17 protein-coding genes are annotated in these 15,846 nt (G+C 40.4%); 13 read left to right on the top strand and 4 right to left on the bottom strand.

Annotation, left to right across the window (positions count from 1 at the left end; translation table 11 throughout):
* Positions 1-54: 54 nt before the first annotated feature.
* Entirely contained in the window at positions 55-798 is a 744-nt protein-coding gene (locus tag ACTWPF_RS01660; RefSeq protein ID WP_443148109.1) for a hypothetical protein, read from the top strand.
* Positions 799-845: 47 nt separating this feature from the next.
* On the opposite strand, the gene ACTWPF_RS01665 is transcribed toward ACTWPF_RS01660, so the two are convergent.
* Complete coding sequence (locus tag ACTWPF_RS01665) at positions 846-1,040, bottom strand: H-type small acid-soluble spore protein (protein ID WP_106898235.1); 195 nt, start codon at positions 1,038-1,040, stop codon at positions 846-848.
* Positions 1,041-1,050: 10 nt separating this feature from the next.
* Complete coding sequence (locus tag ACTWPF_RS01670; RefSeq protein WP_081779477.1) at positions 1,051-1,170, bottom strand: DUF4023 domain-containing protein; 120 nt, start codon at positions 1,168-1,170, stop codon at positions 1,051-1,053.
* A 154-nt stretch (positions 1,171-1,324) separates the two neighbouring features.
* On the opposite strand from ACTWPF_RS01670, the gene ACTWPF_RS01675 reads away from it, so the two are divergent.
* From ACTWPF_RS01675 to arsC, 4 genes are all read left to right on the top strand, one after another.
* Positions 1,325-2,557: a hemolysin family protein gene (locus ACTWPF_RS01675; RefSeq protein WP_443148110.1), complete on the top strand. Its 1,233-nt coding sequence runs from the start codon at positions 1,325-1,327 to the stop codon at positions 2,555-2,557.
* Between the two features lie 90 nt (positions 2,558-2,647).
* Positions 2,648-2,992 (top strand): ArsR/SmtB family transcription factor, encoded by a 345-nt coding sequence (locus ACTWPF_RS01680; protein WP_443148111.1) that lies wholly within the window; start codon positions 2,648-2,650, stop codon positions 2,990-2,992.
* An 11-nt stretch (positions 2,993-3,003) separates the two neighbouring features.
* Positions 3,004-4,299 (top strand): arsenic transporter, encoded by a 1,296-nt coding sequence (locus ACTWPF_RS01685; RefSeq protein WP_238017603.1) that lies wholly within the window; start codon positions 3,004-3,006, stop codon positions 4,297-4,299.
* Between the two features lie 15 nt (positions 4,300-4,314).
* Positions 4,315-4,734 (top strand): arsenate reductase (thioredoxin), encoded by a 420-nt coding sequence (arsC, locus tag ACTWPF_RS01690; RefSeq protein ID WP_443148112.1) that lies wholly within the window; start codon positions 4,315-4,317, stop codon positions 4,732-4,734.
* Between the two features lie 270 nt (positions 4,735-5,004).
* On the opposite strand, the gene ACTWPF_RS01695 is transcribed toward arsC, so the two are convergent.
* Positions 5,005-5,973 carry a sugar phosphate isomerase/epimerase family protein gene (locus ACTWPF_RS01695; RefSeq protein ID WP_106898230.1) on the bottom strand — a complete coding sequence of 323 codons (969 nt, stop codon included), beginning with the start codon at positions 5,971-5,973 and terminating at the stop codon, positions 5,005-5,007.
* A gap of 192 nt (positions 5,974-6,165) precedes the next feature.
* Between ACTWPF_RS01695 and ACTWPF_RS01700 the strand changes: the two genes are divergently transcribed.
* The 8 genes from ACTWPF_RS01700 to ACTWPF_RS01735 all read left to right on the top strand — a co-directional run bounded on the left by ACTWPF_RS01700 (position 6,166) and on the right by ACTWPF_RS01735 (position 13,930).
* Positions 6,166-7,155, top strand: a complete 990-nt coding sequence (locus ACTWPF_RS01700) for a LacI family DNA-binding transcriptional regulator (RefSeq protein ID WP_443148113.1) — start codon at positions 6,166-6,168, stop codon at positions 7,153-7,155.
* A gap of 127 nt (positions 7,156-7,282) precedes the next feature.
* Complete coding sequence (locus ACTWPF_RS01705) at positions 7,283-8,257, top strand: substrate-binding domain-containing protein (RefSeq protein ID WP_443148114.1); 975 nt, start codon at positions 7,283-7,285, stop codon at positions 8,255-8,257.
* Between the two features lie 284 nt (positions 8,258-8,541).
* Positions 8,542-10,086 carry a sugar ABC transporter ATP-binding protein gene (locus ACTWPF_RS01710; protein ID WP_443148115.1) on the top strand — a complete coding sequence of 515 codons (1,545 nt, stop codon included), beginning with the start codon at positions 8,542-8,544 and terminating at the stop codon, positions 10,084-10,086.
* Positions 10,049-11,032, top strand: a complete 984-nt coding sequence (locus tag ACTWPF_RS01715; protein ID WP_443148116.1) for an ABC transporter permease — start codon at positions 10,049-10,051, stop codon at positions 11,030-11,032. The genes ACTWPF_RS01710 and ACTWPF_RS01715 overlap by 38 nt, the downstream gene beginning before the upstream one ends.
* A gap of 10 nt (positions 11,033-11,042) precedes the next feature.
* Positions 11,043-12,086 (top strand): Gfo/Idh/MocA family protein, encoded by a 1,044-nt coding sequence (locus tag ACTWPF_RS01720; RefSeq protein ID WP_443148117.1) that lies wholly within the window; start codon positions 11,043-11,045, stop codon positions 12,084-12,086.
* An 89-nt stretch (positions 12,087-12,175) separates the two neighbouring features.
* On the top strand, positions 12,176-12,463 hold the full coding sequence (locus ACTWPF_RS01725; RefSeq protein WP_106898225.1) for a hypothetical protein: 288 nt from the start codon (positions 12,176-12,178) through the stop codon (positions 12,461-12,463).
* A gap of 108 nt (positions 12,464-12,571) precedes the next feature.
* Entirely contained in the window at positions 12,572-13,183 is a 612-nt protein-coding gene (locus ACTWPF_RS01730) for a TetR/AcrR family transcriptional regulator (RefSeq protein ID WP_161464847.1), read from the top strand.
* Between the two features lie 78 nt (positions 13,184-13,261).
* Entirely contained in the window at positions 13,262-13,930 is a 669-nt protein-coding gene (locus ACTWPF_RS01735) for a GTP pyrophosphokinase (RefSeq protein ID WP_443148841.1), read from the top strand.
* 47 nt (positions 13,931-13,977) lie between these two features.
* On the opposite strand, the gene ACTWPF_RS01740 is transcribed toward ACTWPF_RS01735, so the two are convergent.
* Positions 13,978-15,324, bottom strand: coding sequence for a sodium/glutamate symporter (locus tag ACTWPF_RS01740; RefSeq protein ID WP_106898223.1), 1,347 nt, complete (start codon positions 15,322-15,324; stop codon positions 13,978-13,980).
* Positions 15,325-15,846 lie beyond the last annotated feature (522 nt).

Consider the following 15,846-nt stretch of genomic DNA (forward strand, 5'->3'; position numbering starts at 1 on the left):
TCATCCATGTCCTTGCATATTCTATATGGAAAGAACCCAGAAAGGATGACAGGTATGGGGCTATATATGGATCGAAACAAGCATCGAAACTTGTTTAAAAACAAGGAACCATTAAAAGAGCCAAATCAAGGGATCTATATAAAAAATCATGTAGCTGAAATGATAATGGAGCAAAAGAAAGTAAACGAGTCGCTTCACCAGACGCAAGTAAAAATGAAGCAGCATTTTTATAGACAAGAAGGAAAGAATGCTGGGCAATGGCGGGAAATGCTAACGGAGTTAAACGCATTACAACAAAATAATTCAATGCAAGACAGACGTGATGCAGAGATGATTCGCCTTTTGGAGCAAATGGAGGCAAAGCATACAAGAATGGAAAAGCTACTAGAAGATACACAACGAACAAATAAGGAGCTTTCCGGGAAAGTGAACCATCTACAATTGGCCCAGTCAGATATGACGGATCATATAACGTGCCGGAAACAAGAGGATAAGGATTTACGAACTAGTTTGCAGCAACAATCTGAGTGGCAGGAAAAAATCGAAACAAAGCTAACGAATCAGGAGGAGCATCAGAAAGCTGTCATGGCAAGTCTGGAAAACCAGGAAGCCTTAACGGAAAAATTGGCGAGGCAACTTGACCATGTTCGTTCTACCTTGTTCGAACGAACCAGTCATTTGGCAGAAAAGATTGAGGAGAATTATCGTCTAACCACCACATATATTACAAAGCTCTTCACTGGCTCAGATAATCAAATAGCACACTTTAAAATGGATCGAAGGCAAAATAAAAAGTAGGGAAATTCCCCGTCTATGTGCAGTACATGGACGGGGCGGTTTCCTTACTAATGTTTTACTGGAACGGTTTCCGTTAGTCTGCTGATTTCTACCATCTGTTCATGGTCCATCTCATCGAGTGGAAAGACAGTAGCGGTGCCGTTATCTTCTGCAACTGACTGGATATAAACCGGTATCCCAGCGTAATCAACTTGAATTAAATTCGGAGCTTCTAGTATTTCCCTTACGCGTTGTTTTTCCATAGGTGGCTCCTTAATGCCGCTTGTTTGGAAGCTTTTTGGCCGGGTCATTAAACCCTTGGCGCTTTTTATTTTGTATATCCTTTTGCTTTGTTTCATTAAACTTTTTAACGAATTCATTTGTACTCTCCATTTAATCCCCTCCTGAAGAAAATGTCCCCTTTATTAATTTAACCAGTGGTGACCAAATCATGTGAGGATTTTCGTTTTCCTTTTCAAGTGGAGGGTAATACTTTATTATATGGATAATATGAAGAAGTGCATTCATCCAAGGAGGAATTAACCAAGTGATTATTGCTATAATCATTTTAATACTTACATCGTTTTTCTTTTCCGGTAGTGAAACAGCTTTAACTGCAACGAATAAAATGAGATTACAGTCTAAGGAAGATAAAAAATCCAAAAAATTACTCGATATCGTTTCAAAGCCTGAGCAATTTATAACCGCTATTCTAATTGGAAATAATATTTCAAATATACTGCTGCCAACCTTGGTTACCATGGTTGCCCTAGAGTATGGATTTAGTGTTGGTTTGGCTTCTGCTATCCTAACAGTCGTGATTATTATCTTTGCAGAAGTTATTCCTAAATCGGTTGCTGCAGCTTTTCCGGATCGCATTTCGTATATTGTTTATCCGGTTATTCGGTTCGTTATCATAATTTTTAAACCGTTAACGTTCCTATTAAATTCGATTACTGGCTTTATTATAAGGAGTCTATCTAAAGGACAGGATAAAGAGGCATCTGTATCGAAGGAAGAAATTAGAGCCATGGTGGATATTGCCCGGACAGAAGGCATTTTTAAACAAGACGAGTCCCATCGAATTAAAGGGGTTTTAGAATTCAATAATTTAAATGTGAAGGATGCCTTAAAAACTCCTAGAGTAGATCTTGTTGGCTTGCCAAACAATGCTACCTTTGAGGAGGCTCGTGATGTCGCCATTCAAAATCCTTTCACAAGATATCCCATTTATGAAGAAGATGTGGATAATATTATAGGGGTATTTCACTCGAAATATTTATTGTCTTGGTCGATAGACCCAGATCAAACATTGGAATCCTTTAGTGATATGGACCCGCTTATTGTGTTTGAGTTCCATTCGATTGAATATGTTTTTCGTAAAATGATCCAAGAGAAAAAGCATATGGCTGTGGTGTTAGATGAGTATGGGGGGACAGAAGGGATTATCACGCATGAGGATATCATCGAAGTGTTAATTGGGCTTGAAATTGAAGATGAGACAGATGTCGTGAGTGAAGCCCTGGTGGAAAAAGTATCAGATAAGGAAATCGTGTGTCACGGAAAAATACCGCTCCACCGTTTAAATACCATTTTTCATACGAATATTCCAGAAGAGGAAGATGTGCTTGCTGGCTATTTAATTAAGGAGTTTAATTATTTCCCGGAAGACGGAGAAACCCTTACTGCTGCTGGGTTAACCTTTAATATCTTGCGGACAGATGACCGAACGTTAAAACGTGTCCAAATTTTGAAGGAACCCGAAAAGGGAATTAGATAAGCAAAAGGCATGCTGCTATGTAGTAGCATGTTTTTTGTATTGCATATATAAGCATATAGTTATATACTTATGCGAAAGAGGTGATGGCGTATGGTAAAGACGGGTGTTGAAATGGAGCAAGCAGCAGTGATCCTTAAACTGCTCGGGGATAGAACCCGACTTACGATGTTAAAGCTGTTGGATGAACATACCTGCTGTGTGTGTGAGTTTGTGGAAATTTTTCAAGTGAGTCAACCATCAATTAGCCAACATTTACGGAAGCTTCGAGACGTTGGTCTTGTGAAGGAAGAAAGAAAAGGGCAATGGATTTTCTATTCGCTGAATAAAACGAATGCGTATTATACTTTTCTTGCGCCATTATTGGAACAGCTTCCTGATCAAAGTTATCGTTTGAAGGAGCTTGAGGAGAACGGTACAAGAATAAATTGTTGTTAGGGGGAAATATATTGTTATCTGTCATCTTAGCGTTACTCATTTTCCTGGTGACTTTAATCTTTGTCATTTGGCAACCGAAAGGATTATCCATTGGCTGGTCAGCTTGTTCCGGTGCAGTACTTGCTTTATTGGTGGGGGTAGTGGACTTCCATGACGTGGCCGAAGTAACCGGTATTGTATGGAATGCTACACTTGCCTTCGTAGCCATTATCCTTATATCATTGGTGCTTGATGAAATCGGGTTTTTTGAATGGGCAGCACTACATATGGCCAAGGCGGCAAAGGGTAATGGGGTTAGAATGTTTATCTATGTTAGTATTCTTGGAGCAATCGTTGCGGCCTTTTTCGCAAATGATGGCGCAGCATTAATCCTCACGCCTATTGTGCTTGCTATGGTGCGAAATTTAAAGTTTAAAGAAAAAATGATTTTTCCATTTATCATGGCAAGCGGGTTTATTGCAGACACGACCTCTTTGCCCCTCGTGGTAAGTAATTTGGTAAACATTGTGTCAGCGGATTTCTTTAATATTGGATTTGTCGAATATGCTTCTCGAATGATCATACCGAACTTTTTCTCCCTAGGAGCAACCATTCTAGTTCTATTTCTATACTTTAGAAAAAATATTCCTGCAACCTACGATGTCACGCAGTTAATGAAGCCGGCAGATGCTATTAAGGATAAGAAAATGTTCCGTCTTTCCTGGTATGTACTTGGAATATTACTTGTTGGTTACTTTATTAGTGAGTTCATCCATCTGCCTGTTTCGATTGTAGCTGGTGTGGTAGCCATTTTCTTTTTATTCATGGCTAAGTCAAGCAAGGCTGTTAATACCCTTGCTGTAATCAAAGGAGCACCTTGGGCGATAGTCTTTTTCTCTATTGGAATGTATGTGGTGGTCTTTGGTTTACGGAATGCAGGGCTTACGGACATTTTAGCCGTCGTGATCCAAAAGAGCGCGGAGCAGGGATTATTTTTCGCAACAGTAGCGATGGGGTTCATTGCAGCAATTCTTTCCTCGGTTATGAATAACATGCCGACTGTTATGATCGATGCTATTGCAATCGCGGAAACAGATACAACAGGAGTGATCAGAGAAGCGCTGATTTATGCGAATGTGATTGGATCAGATCTTGGACCGAAAATCACGCCAATTGGTTCATTAGCAACTTTACTGTGGCTCCATGTTCTCTCGCAAAAGGGAATTAAAATATCATGGGGGACATACTTCAAGACAGGGATTATCCTTACGCTCCCTATTTTATTTATTACATTAATTGGTTTATATTTAACGTTAACTTTACTATAGGAGGTAGAAAAACATATGGCTAAAAAAAGCATTTATTTTTTATGTACTGGAAACTCATGTCGTAGCCAAATGGCGGAAGGCTGGGCAAAAAAAATACTTGGTGATGAGTGGGAAGTGAAGAGTGCGGGTATTGAAGCACATGGTTTAAATCCTAAAGCGGTTCAGGCAATGAAGGAGATCTCCATCGACATCTCTGACCAGACCTCTGACATAATTGATCCGGAAATTTTAAACAATGCAGACTTGGCAGTAACGTTATGCGGTGACGCGGCTGATAAATGCCCAATGACACCTCCCCAAGTACGTAGAGAGCACTGGGGATTTGATGATCCAGCAAAAGCTGAAGGAACAGAGGAAGAGAAGTGGCAAGTCTTTCAACGTGTTAGAGATCAAATAGGTGAAAGAATCAAGCAATTTGCCGAGACGGGAAATTGAAGAGAATATAAAGAAAAGGGTTATAAAAGAACGTTAATACTAAGAAGGCTGAACGACTATGTCAAGATATTAAGTTACAACTCGTTCGGCATTAAAATGCAAACCAATCAGCGAAGGAAAATACGGAGACTCCAGTGGGAACAGCACGAGTCCGAAGACCCCGGAAGAAGCGCTCTTTGCTTCTGAGGAGGCTGAGGCCGTGCCCACGGAAAGCGTAGTATTTTCCGTAGCGCTGAATATAAATCTTTTCTCTTTTATATGCCGTCTAACCTATGCCCACCACATGTCGCCCATGGATTCTTTAACCATGACTGGCTTGAGGTTTTCTACTGCTTTAGTGAAGCCTTCGTCTACTGACATGAGGCCATCTTCGTGTTCAATGCTAACTACATAATCATAATTCATTAAACGTAGGGTGCTCACAATATCGGCCCATGTTTTCGTGTCATGACCAAATCCGACACTTCTAAAGTACCACGCTCGATCACGCATTTGGGAATAGTCGGTCATATCTGTAAGTCCATTTCGGTTCATATTTGGCTGGTCAATGATCGTATCCTTCGCATGGAAATGATGAATCGCATTTTCACGGCCAAGAATTTTAATCGATTCAACAGGATCAATGCCTTGCCACCACATATGGCTAGGATCAAGGTTGGCACCAATTGCCGGACCGCACGCTTCCCGAAGTTTCAACATGGTTGCAGGAGTATGTACAGAGAAGCCACCATGTAACTCAAGTCCAATCTTAACACCATGTTTTTCTGCAAAATCATTTTTTTCCTTCCAGTACGGAATAAGCTTTTCTTCCCATTGCCATTTTAGTACCTCTTGGAAGTCGTGTGGCCAAGGTGTCACTGGCCAGTTTGGATAGAGGGCACCTTCATGGTCTCCTGGGCATCCAGAGAAGGTATTTACAACCGGTACACCAAGCTTCTCAGCAAGGATAATCGTTTTTTCTAATATTTCATCTGCAGGTTCTGCAATTTTCTTTTGAGGATGAAGAGGGTTTCCGTGACAGCTTAGGGCACTAATCATTAACCCGCGTGATTCCACTTTTTGTTTGAATTCGGATAATTTCTGTTCATCGTTGAGTAGTTCATCAACCTTACAGTGTGCATCACCAGGATAACCACCTGTTCCTAACTCTACCGCTTCCAATCCTTTGGAAGAAACGTAGTCTAACATGTCATCAAATGACTTATCGGAGAATAATACTGTAAAAACACCTAATTTCATTTGAACAACCTCCTCTATTAGTCTTGTATACTCGTTTTGTAATCCTTTACATTACTAAACATATATAATTCAACATGATAAATCAACCATTTTGTATATATTTAAAAAATATATTGACAGAAAATTGGGACTGTATTACTATGAAATTGTAAACGATTACAATTGGCGGCATTTGAAAAGAGGGACACCATAATGACCAACATCCACCACGTAGCAAAGGAAGCAGGCGTATCTGTCGCCACGGTATCACGTGTATTAAACGGGCAAAATAGCGTTACATACAAGACGAAGCTAAAGGTTGAAGAAGCAATCAACAAGTTGAATTATGAACCTAGTGTACTGGGCAGAAATCTACGAAACTCTGAAAGCAGAATACTTTTGATCCTTATCCCGCAAATTTCTAATCCCTTCTACACAGAAATAATTAAAGGAATTGAGCAAACTGCAATTAGTCTTCACTATAATATTTTACTTTGCGAGACAGATTCAAGTCCACAACGTGAAAACATCTATTTTGAGCTTGTGCGCAACAAGATGGCTGATGGTATTATCTCTATGGACCCTGCGGTAAATCGAGAAACCTTACTTAAACTGGCTGAGAAGCACGCGATTATTCAATGCAGTGAATATACGCCAGACAGTGGGATACCGTATGTAACGATTGATAATGAAGAGGCTGCCTATCGTGCGGTAAATCATCTGATTCAAATTGGCCACCGTAACATTGCGATGATCAACTCTGATGAGACCTATCTCTATGCACAGCAGCGGAGACAGGGCTATCAAAAAGCGTTGTTGAAGCACGACATTCCAATCCGACCAGAATATGTCCTACATGCTTCTGAGCTGGGGTTTGATAATGGGCAGCAGGCAATGAAAAGGATTCTAAAGCTGAAAGATCGGCCAACAGCCGTTTTTGCAGTGTCAGACTTGTTGGCTATCGGTGCACTAAAGGAAGTGAATAATCAACGATTACAGGTACCAGAAGATATGGCCATTGTTGGTTTTGACAAGATCGATTTTTCCAATATGACCTATCCAACTTTGACGGCCATCTCCCAGCCAATGTATAAGATGGGAAAGATTGCAGCAAGCATGCTCATTGACCGGATAAAAGGAAAACAGGTTGAAAGCGTCATTTTAGAACATGAACTTGTAATTCGTGGCTCAACTGCAGGATAACTACCTAAGACTAGCGCTCTGTTATTAAACGTCTGCTTTAATAGTAGAGCGCTAGCCTTAGATAGGTAAATGTAAACGTTTACAATAGCTTGGCTAGTATTTTAAAAACACAAAAGGGGTGGTTGGTGTGAGAAAGCTTTGGTTGTTTTTGTTGGCATTATTCGTTATTGGTTTAGTTGCTTGTGGAGAGGAGAGCAGTGGGGATAGTGAAGATGGAGGAGATAGCGGAGATAGCGATCTAACGATTGGCATATCCCTTCCTTCTGCAACCCATGGGTGGATGGGGGCATTAATTGATAATGCGGAAAGTCAGGCGAAGGAGATACAAGAGGCAGAAGGTATTAACTATATTATGACGAATGCAACAGATCCTAACTCTCAGGCAAATGATGTGGATGATCTGATATCACAGGATGTAGATGTAATTGTTATGCTTCCTATTGAATCTGCAGCACTGTCGCCAGTAGGGCAAAAAGTAAAAGATGCTGGTATCCCATTAGTTATCGTCGATCGTGAGCTGGAAAATGATGCAGCTACAGTCGTCGTAAAAGGAGATAATGAAGGAATTGGTGTAAATGCTGGGGAGTACTTCATTGATAAGTTAGGCGGAAAAGGAAAGATAGTCGAAATTACCGGACCTCCTAGTTCTGTTACAGAACAACGTGGTGCAGGCTTTAAAGAGGCAATTGAGAGCACAGATGGCATGGAGATCATTGCATCTCAAAGTGGAGATTTTTCAACCGAGACTTCTTTAGAAGTAATGCAAAACATTTTGCAAGCACAACCGGAAATTGATGCCGTGTTTACGCAAGATGATGGAATGGCATTAGGGGTAGTGCAAGCAATTAAAGAAGCCGGACGCGAAGATATTCAATTTGTGACAGGTGCAGGTGGAGCGAAAGAGGTATTTGAAAGTATTAAAGATGATGGCCTTATTTCGGCAACTTTCCTTTATTCACCAACAATGGTTCGAGAAGGTGTGAAAATTGCAGCAGAGCTGGCTAAGGGAGAAGATCCAGAAGAAACAATGGTTATTATGGAAGCGACAGAAATCATTAAAGACAATGTAGAAGAGCAATATGATCCTGACTCTAAATTCTAATTAAATGGTGAGGAAGCACAATGTAAAAAGGTTACAACATTGTGTTTCCTTTAACTCATTTGGCCCAAGCTGGGTAGATTGGTTGGTGTTCCATAATAGCGGTACTCTAAGCTTTTGATCGTCTAGATTCGAGCACCAAAAACTAGGCTACTTCGTGAATCGCCCTGCAATAAGTCATCATCGGTTCGCATGCTCACCGTGATTCCTTTATTTCAGTTGATTCACTCCAGTCGCTACGTTTTTAACCGGTGCTCTAAGCTTTTGTTTAATAAAGGGGGATAGTTATGTCGAATGATTGGATTGTAGAAATGAAGGATATTGAAAAGTCGTTTAACAGGATCCCTGTATTGAAAAAGGTCACGTTACAAGTGAAAAAAGGGGAAATTCATGCACTGCTTGGAGAAAATGGCGCTGGAAAGTCTACCTTAATGAATATACTCGGCGGGGTGCATTTAGCTGATAAAGGATTCATTACGGTGGATGGAGAAAAAGTTGCGATTACGACACCAAAAGAATCTCAGCAACTTGGAATTAGTTTTATTCACCAGGAATTAAATGTCGTTGGCGATTTACGAATCTATGAAAACATGTTCCTAGGTTCAGAGCTACGTAACAAGTTAGGCATTCTAAAAATAGAGGAGATGTGCCGACAGACCGAGGACATTTTAGCAAAGCTGGGTGTCAGGATTGACCCAAAGGAATACGTTCGTAATTTAGATACGTCCTATAAACAGCTTATTGAAATTGCCCGCGCCCTTTTACACAGATCCCGCATTATTATCATGGACGAACCAACAACAGCCCTTGCAGAGCATGAAGTGGAAAGGTTATTCAGTTTCATGACAAAACTCCGGGAGACAGGCGTCTCCATTATTTATATCTCCCATAAGTTAAAGGAAATTAAAGCGATCTGCGACAGGTATACTGTACTGCGGGATGGGGAGTGGGTCGCAACAGGGAGCTTAAAGGAAGCAGAGCTAGACCAGATTACAAACATGATGGTTGGTAGATCCGTTTCAGAAGAGCGATTTGTGCAGGAACATTCCTTTGGAGATACGATACTCGAAGTAAAGGATTTAGGCTGCGAGGGTGAATTTCGTGATATTAACTTTGTTGTAAGGCGAGGAGAAATAGTTGGCTTTACGGGCCTTGCGGGCGATGGGAGAACTGAGCTTATTGAAACGCTATTTGGCTATAGAAGGAAATCGACTGGCGAAATAAAGGTGAATGGCAAGCAGGTGAAAATAAATCATCCTAAACATGCTTTAAAAGCGGGGCTTGGCCTTGTTCCGAAAGATCGTAAAGAAAATGCGATTATTAAAGATTTAAATGTTATCCATAATCTAACGCTCTCCTCCATGAGCCACTTTGAACAGGCTGGTTTTATTCAGGAAAAGAGAGAAAAGAGTAGGTTTTCTTATTACCGCGATAAATTAAATATAAAACTTCACGATCCAACTGTCACGATAGATAAATTAAGTGGGGGAAATCAACAAAAAGTCGTCATTGCGAAGTGGCTGGAAGTAGGTCCGGATGTTCTTATCTTTGATAACCCTACTCAAGGGATTGATGTTGGTGCCAAAAGAGAGGTCTACCAGCATATTATTGACCTTGCTGCGGAGGGGAAAGCAATCATTATTCTTTCTTCTGAAGCACCGGAAATAATGAAGGTTTGCCATTATATCCACGTCATGTATCAAGGAGAAATCACAGCTAGTATCAATGGTGATAAGGCGACAGAGGATCTGATTATGAGCTATGCAACGGGATCAAAAAGGGAGGGTGGAAAAGGTGGGAAATACAGAAATGCAGCCACAGCAAAAGAATAGACAAGAGCGCTCGGTTTGGAAAGATAAGCTATCTTGGCTGTGGTCGGAGTACAGCGTCATTATAGCCTTTTTAATTATTTTTATTGCAGCATCTTTTATGAGTCCAAGGTTTCTCGATATTAACAATCAGATGAACATCCTTATGCAAGTTTCCATTATAGGGATCATCGCACTTGGAATGACGGTTGTCATGCTGTCTGGAGGGATCGACCTATCGGTAGGATCTGTCCTTGCGTTGGTCGGTGTCATTGCTGTTATAGCATTAAATGCAACGGGTAGTATTATTGCAGCAGTTTTGACAGCTTTTATTGTCGGTTCCTTTGCAGGGCTTCTTAACGGATTAATGGTCGCAAAGGGAAGGATAGCTTCCTTCATTGCCACCCTTGGTATGATGGCAGCTGCTAGGTCAATTGCCTTGTATATTGCTAACGGAGGAAGTATCTCAGGAGAAGTATCTGGCTTTAGTGCGATTGCCAATAGTGAATTCCTCATGATTGATTACCCGATTATTATTTTTATTATCATGACAGTGTTTGTCTATTTGCTTATGCATAAAACTAGATTTGGGCGATACGTTTATGCAATTGGAAGTAATGAAAAAGCAGCCATGTTATCGGGGATTCGGGTAGATAGAGTGAAAATAGGGGTATATAGTTTAACAGGGCTTTTGGTTAGTGTTGCAGCTACAATTGAAACCTCTCGCCTCAATTCCATTTCCTCCTCAAGTTCGGGAGTGTCCTACGAACTAGATGCCATTGCTGCGGTCATTATTGGTGGAACAAGAATGACTGGTGGAAGAGGGAAGATTATTGGAACATTTTTCGGTGTTTTAATCCTAGGTATCTTAAATAATATGATGAACTTAATGAATGTATCCCCCCACCTGCAAGGCTTTGTTAAAGGGTTAATCATCATCGTAGCGGTAGTATTTCAAAAACGCGAGTAGTAGAGGGGCGATGAAAATGAAAGCAGGTATTATTGGGTGTGGCTCGATTGCAAAATTGCGCCACGCACCAGAATATAAAGCAAATAAGCAGATCTCGGAAATTGTGTTTTATGACCGAAATCCCGAGCGATCAGAACGCCTTGCTTCCATGTTTGATGGCTCTGTGGCGAGGTCAATTAATGACTTGTTAGAAGACCCCACAATTAAGGTGATCAGTGATTGTTCCTCAAATGAAAATCATCATATTTTCTCAACGAAAGCTTTATTATCTGGAAAGCATGTACTTTGTGAAAAACCCATTTCTCTAACTGTAAAGGACGCACAAGAGATCTTGGAAGCAGAGAAGAAATCAGGCAAGGTATTGATGGTGGATCATAATCAACGCTTTACTCGCGCACACCAAAAAGCAAGAGAGATTATTCGAGGTGGGGAGTTAGGTAAGGTTCTCACCTTTAGAACGACCTTTGGCCATAAAGGGCCGGAACACTGGGGAGTGAATAAATCAAATTCTACATGGTTTTTTAAAAAAGAACGTTCTGGATTTGGAGTGGCGGGTGATTTGGGAATTCACAAGCTCGATTTAATCCATTACCTTCTGGAAGACGAGATTACAAAGATTAGTGCTTTTCAAGGAGCGCTTAATAAAGTGGATGAACAGGGTAAGCCAATTGAAGTCTGTGATAATGTCGTGGCCAGTATGCAAACAAAAAAAGGTTGTCTCGGCTCGGCATCCTTCTCCTGGTCCTATTATGGAGAAGAAGATAACAGTACAGTTCTTTATTGTGAAGCAGGTATTTTGAAGATTTATCACCACCCCGACTACCAGTTAGAAGTGATTAAAAGCACTGGTGAGAAGATTAATTATCAGCTGGAAACAATTCAAACGAATGATAACCAAACCAATACGGGTGTTATTGATGCGTTTATCCGGTGCGTAACAACGGGTGAAAAACCAATTGCTTCTGGCCAGGACGCCCTAGGGTCGTTAAAAGTAGTACTAGGAATGCTTCAAGCAGCAGAAACTGGTCGTGTTATCACCATAAATCCGTCTTAAGAAGAAGGAAGTACACACCTAGCACCCTCCGCTTTTCTTTTGCCCTCTGTTCTGTGAAATAGTAAGATGTAGGGGAATGGAGGGTTTGTATGAACCTTTTAGCAAAACAGCCTTATTTTAAAATGGAACGGAAGGTAACGAGCATAGAGCAAATTGACATCGAGCATGAGCGCGTACTGACGTTATTTGATGAGAAGATTACTACCCAAAATAGAGAGTTTTTGATGAAAGATATTCTAGATGTTTCCTACCGTGAAATAGGTACTGACGGTGGTGGCCTTTTATACTTACACACATCCCAGGGCGTCTATTCCTATACGGTCAGGGAATCTCCTATGGCATTTGTTGAAGCCTACCGCTTACATTGCCAAGCGTAATTGTGTCTAATAAATGACACCAAGTCATAATGTATTGAATTATGATTTGGTGTCATTTATTATGGAGATATATCGAAGTGACACATTGTCACATTTGGAGTGAATTGTATGCCAACCTTAACGTTTTATAATCTTCCTGAAGAAAAGAAACAAAAACTAGTTGCTGCTGCAGAGCAGGAATTTTCCCGGGTACCAGTTTATGAAGCCTCTATTGCGAATATTGTAAGGCAGGCTGGAATACCGCGTGGAAGCTTTTATCAGTACTTTGAAGGGAAAGAGGATGTGTTCTTTTTTCTGTTGAATACACAAGCACAGAAACGCAGACGTACCTTTTTTTCTCTCCTGGAGAAGCATGGCGGTGATATATTTCAAACAATGACCGAAATGTATGCCATCTTATTACAAGAAATTCCAACACAAGAGAATCTCCAATTTTTAAGGCATGCCTTTCTTAATATGACGCATAAAGTGGAACAATCGCTTGCAGAGATGTTCAGTTATGGGGATAGGAACGAAATGATAGATGGCCTTAGACCTTATATTAAAATGTCTGCTTTAAATACGAAATCTGAAGATGAGCTTGTACATGTTATGCAAATCATAATCGCTGTTACAATGCGAAATATTATGGAGAAATTCTCACGAAATCTTTCTGAGGAGCAGGCAATGGAGAATTATAAAATAGAATTGAACTTATTGCAAAAAGGACTTTGTAAATGACATCGCGAGAGGAAGTTTAAATTGGTCGCTGGAGCTGTGAATAATCTTAAAACACTAAAAGTAGAATTAACTAGATTTATGATGTCTTATAAATTTGCTTTACACGAAATGAATACAAAAATCGATATCCTAAAACAAGAGTTTCATTATATTCATGAGTATAATCCAATTGAGCATGTGAATTCTCGGTTGAAAGCACCCGAGAGTATATTGAAGAAAGTTAAAAAGAAAGGGTATGAGTTGTCACTTCCTGCCATTAGAGAGAATGTTCGTGATATCGCGGGCATACGAATAACATGTTCTTTTATATCAGATATCTATGAAATAAGTGACATGCTTCAACGTCAAAAGGATATCACAGTGATTGAATGTAAGGACTATATTAAAAACCCGAAGCCAAATGGATATCAGAGTCTTCACCTCATTTTGCAGATTCCCATTTTCATGTCTGATCGTGAAGAACATATGTATGTTGAAATTCAAATTCGGACGATTGCCATGGATTTTTGGGCTAGCCTGGAGCATAAGATCTATTATAAGTATAATAAAGAGGTTCCAGCACACCTAACGGAAGAGCTGAAGGAAGCCGCAGACTCTGCGACGAAGCTGGATCGTAAAATGGAAGAGATTCACCGCAAAATGGCTCTGATCAAAGAGGATAATAATGAAGAAAAAGAAAATCCACTGGAGCTTATGTTGCTTAATGAGCGTTTTGCATTACCGGAAGATTTCCTAGAAAAAGAATAAATAAATCAAAGAAAGGCATGGCTTCCTGCCATGCTTTTCTTTGAAAACTATTGATCGAGTTTTCGTCTTCCCCATAGACCGAATGATCGATTTACATAAATGATGATTGCTCCCGCTACTAACAACACGAGTGGGATAACCCAAGTAAATCCAAATGCCACCAGCATAGGGGCAAAGGTAACAATCGCAATATCAAAAGGTGCTACACCGATATACGCTAGTGCATAATCATCGGTCGTTTTACTTTTTAGTTCTGGGTCTACAATCCGTAGTAGGGCAAGTCCCATTGCCACCGTACCAGTACTCCAACCCCAACCGAACAAGGATTTTTCCACCCAAAAGTCTTTAAAGATATTAGGCCCAATAAAACGAAAAAGAATGTATGCCCAAATCGTCCCAAATAGGAAGAGCAGAGCTAGCGGAAGTGCGTAATCTACCACAACCGTTATATTAATGGAGGCAATCCCAATCGCTACAAGATAATCTGTTGCTGTTCCACCTATACGTTCCATTACCCGTTGATCCACATACTCATCTGCCTTTACTTTGCGGCTTGCGACTTGAAAAAGCAGAGCCAGAATAAAAGCAATACTAAATAATGGGATGGACACTGCAGGAATGGCCTTTTGTAAAATGTCAGATACCCAATAGGAAACCCCAATGACCAGCGCAATAATGGAAATATGCAGAACAAGCGGGTCAATTGAGCTAGGTGATACAGTCTCTTCACCCATTGCAGTGCGTTCTGTTTTTCCCATTAACCCTGTACGCAATTCGTTTGGTAGATCCTTAAAGCTTTGGATGAATTTCGTATGTCCTTTTTCAGTACTGCGTTTTACTAAAACCAATCCACCAAGTACTGCAATTAAAATTCCGATAGTAGCTGACGTCATGGCAAGGTCCATAGCCTCATCCCAACCGTAATATTGGAAGCCTTCGCCAATTGCTGCAGCTGTTCCGTGTCCTCCAAGGAAACCTGCACCTAGAATTAAGCCAAAGCCACTTGGCAAATCTGAGAAAAGGGGTACTAACACGATTAGCCCAAATAGTGCACCAGCTCCCCACATAAGAAGGGTTAATAGCATGGAAAACGACCACATCTCTCTTACGCGATGAATAATTTCCTTCAAGTTTACCTTTGCTGCACCGATTGGTATGGCTGCAAAAATAACCGCAATTAGAAGTCCGGGATAAGAACTAAATTGGTCTGAAAAGGGCAGCCAATCGAAACCACTTGGACCAAAGGCTAGTCCAATAAAACCGGCTATCATGCTTGCAGGGAGAAAGAGTGCCTGCATCCATTTTAGCTTTGCTCGCAGAATCGTTCCTGCTAGTAATAATCCAGAAATAATACTTATATCAATCATAAATGCTACTATAGTAAATTCATTCATTCAATTTCCTCCCTTTTTGTTGTGTATTTACGAGATTTTGTGTCTAAAAGTCTCTTGGGAGAGCAAAGCACCTCTTAGACTTCGAATAGGTTTCGTGCAATGTGTTTGGTACTTCAGGCACCAGGTATGGCACAGAATATAACTTATCTTAAGATCTAAGCTTAGGGATCAATAATGGCCGATGATGGTATCCTCTATGAGGTGAAAAAACGTGTGGAATACCTCAGTTAAGCATGGTTTGTGATTTTTCCTTGTGGGCAATGGATATGAAATAAGATCTTATAAAGTGAGGACATATCACGAAATGTTTTTCAATTTAGTCTTTCTTTAAGTAAAGGCATGACCATACAACAACTGAGTATTTCCTTATAAATAAGGTGTATCTTGTGGCGTTTACGCTTGTATAGGGGAGCGTTACCTTGGAAGGTGGTTTTTCCGTTTTAAAAAATAAATGGGCCTTTTCTATAAGCTTTTAATTTCTTTTCCAAAAAGATAAGATAATGTACCGTTTGAGCAGTCCCC

This window comes from Oceanobacillus sp. M65 (assembly GCF_052246275.1).
In the GTDB taxonomy this organism is placed as follows: Bacteria; Bacillota; Bacilli; order Bacillales; family Amphibacillaceae; genus Oceanobacillus_B; species Oceanobacillus_B jordanicus.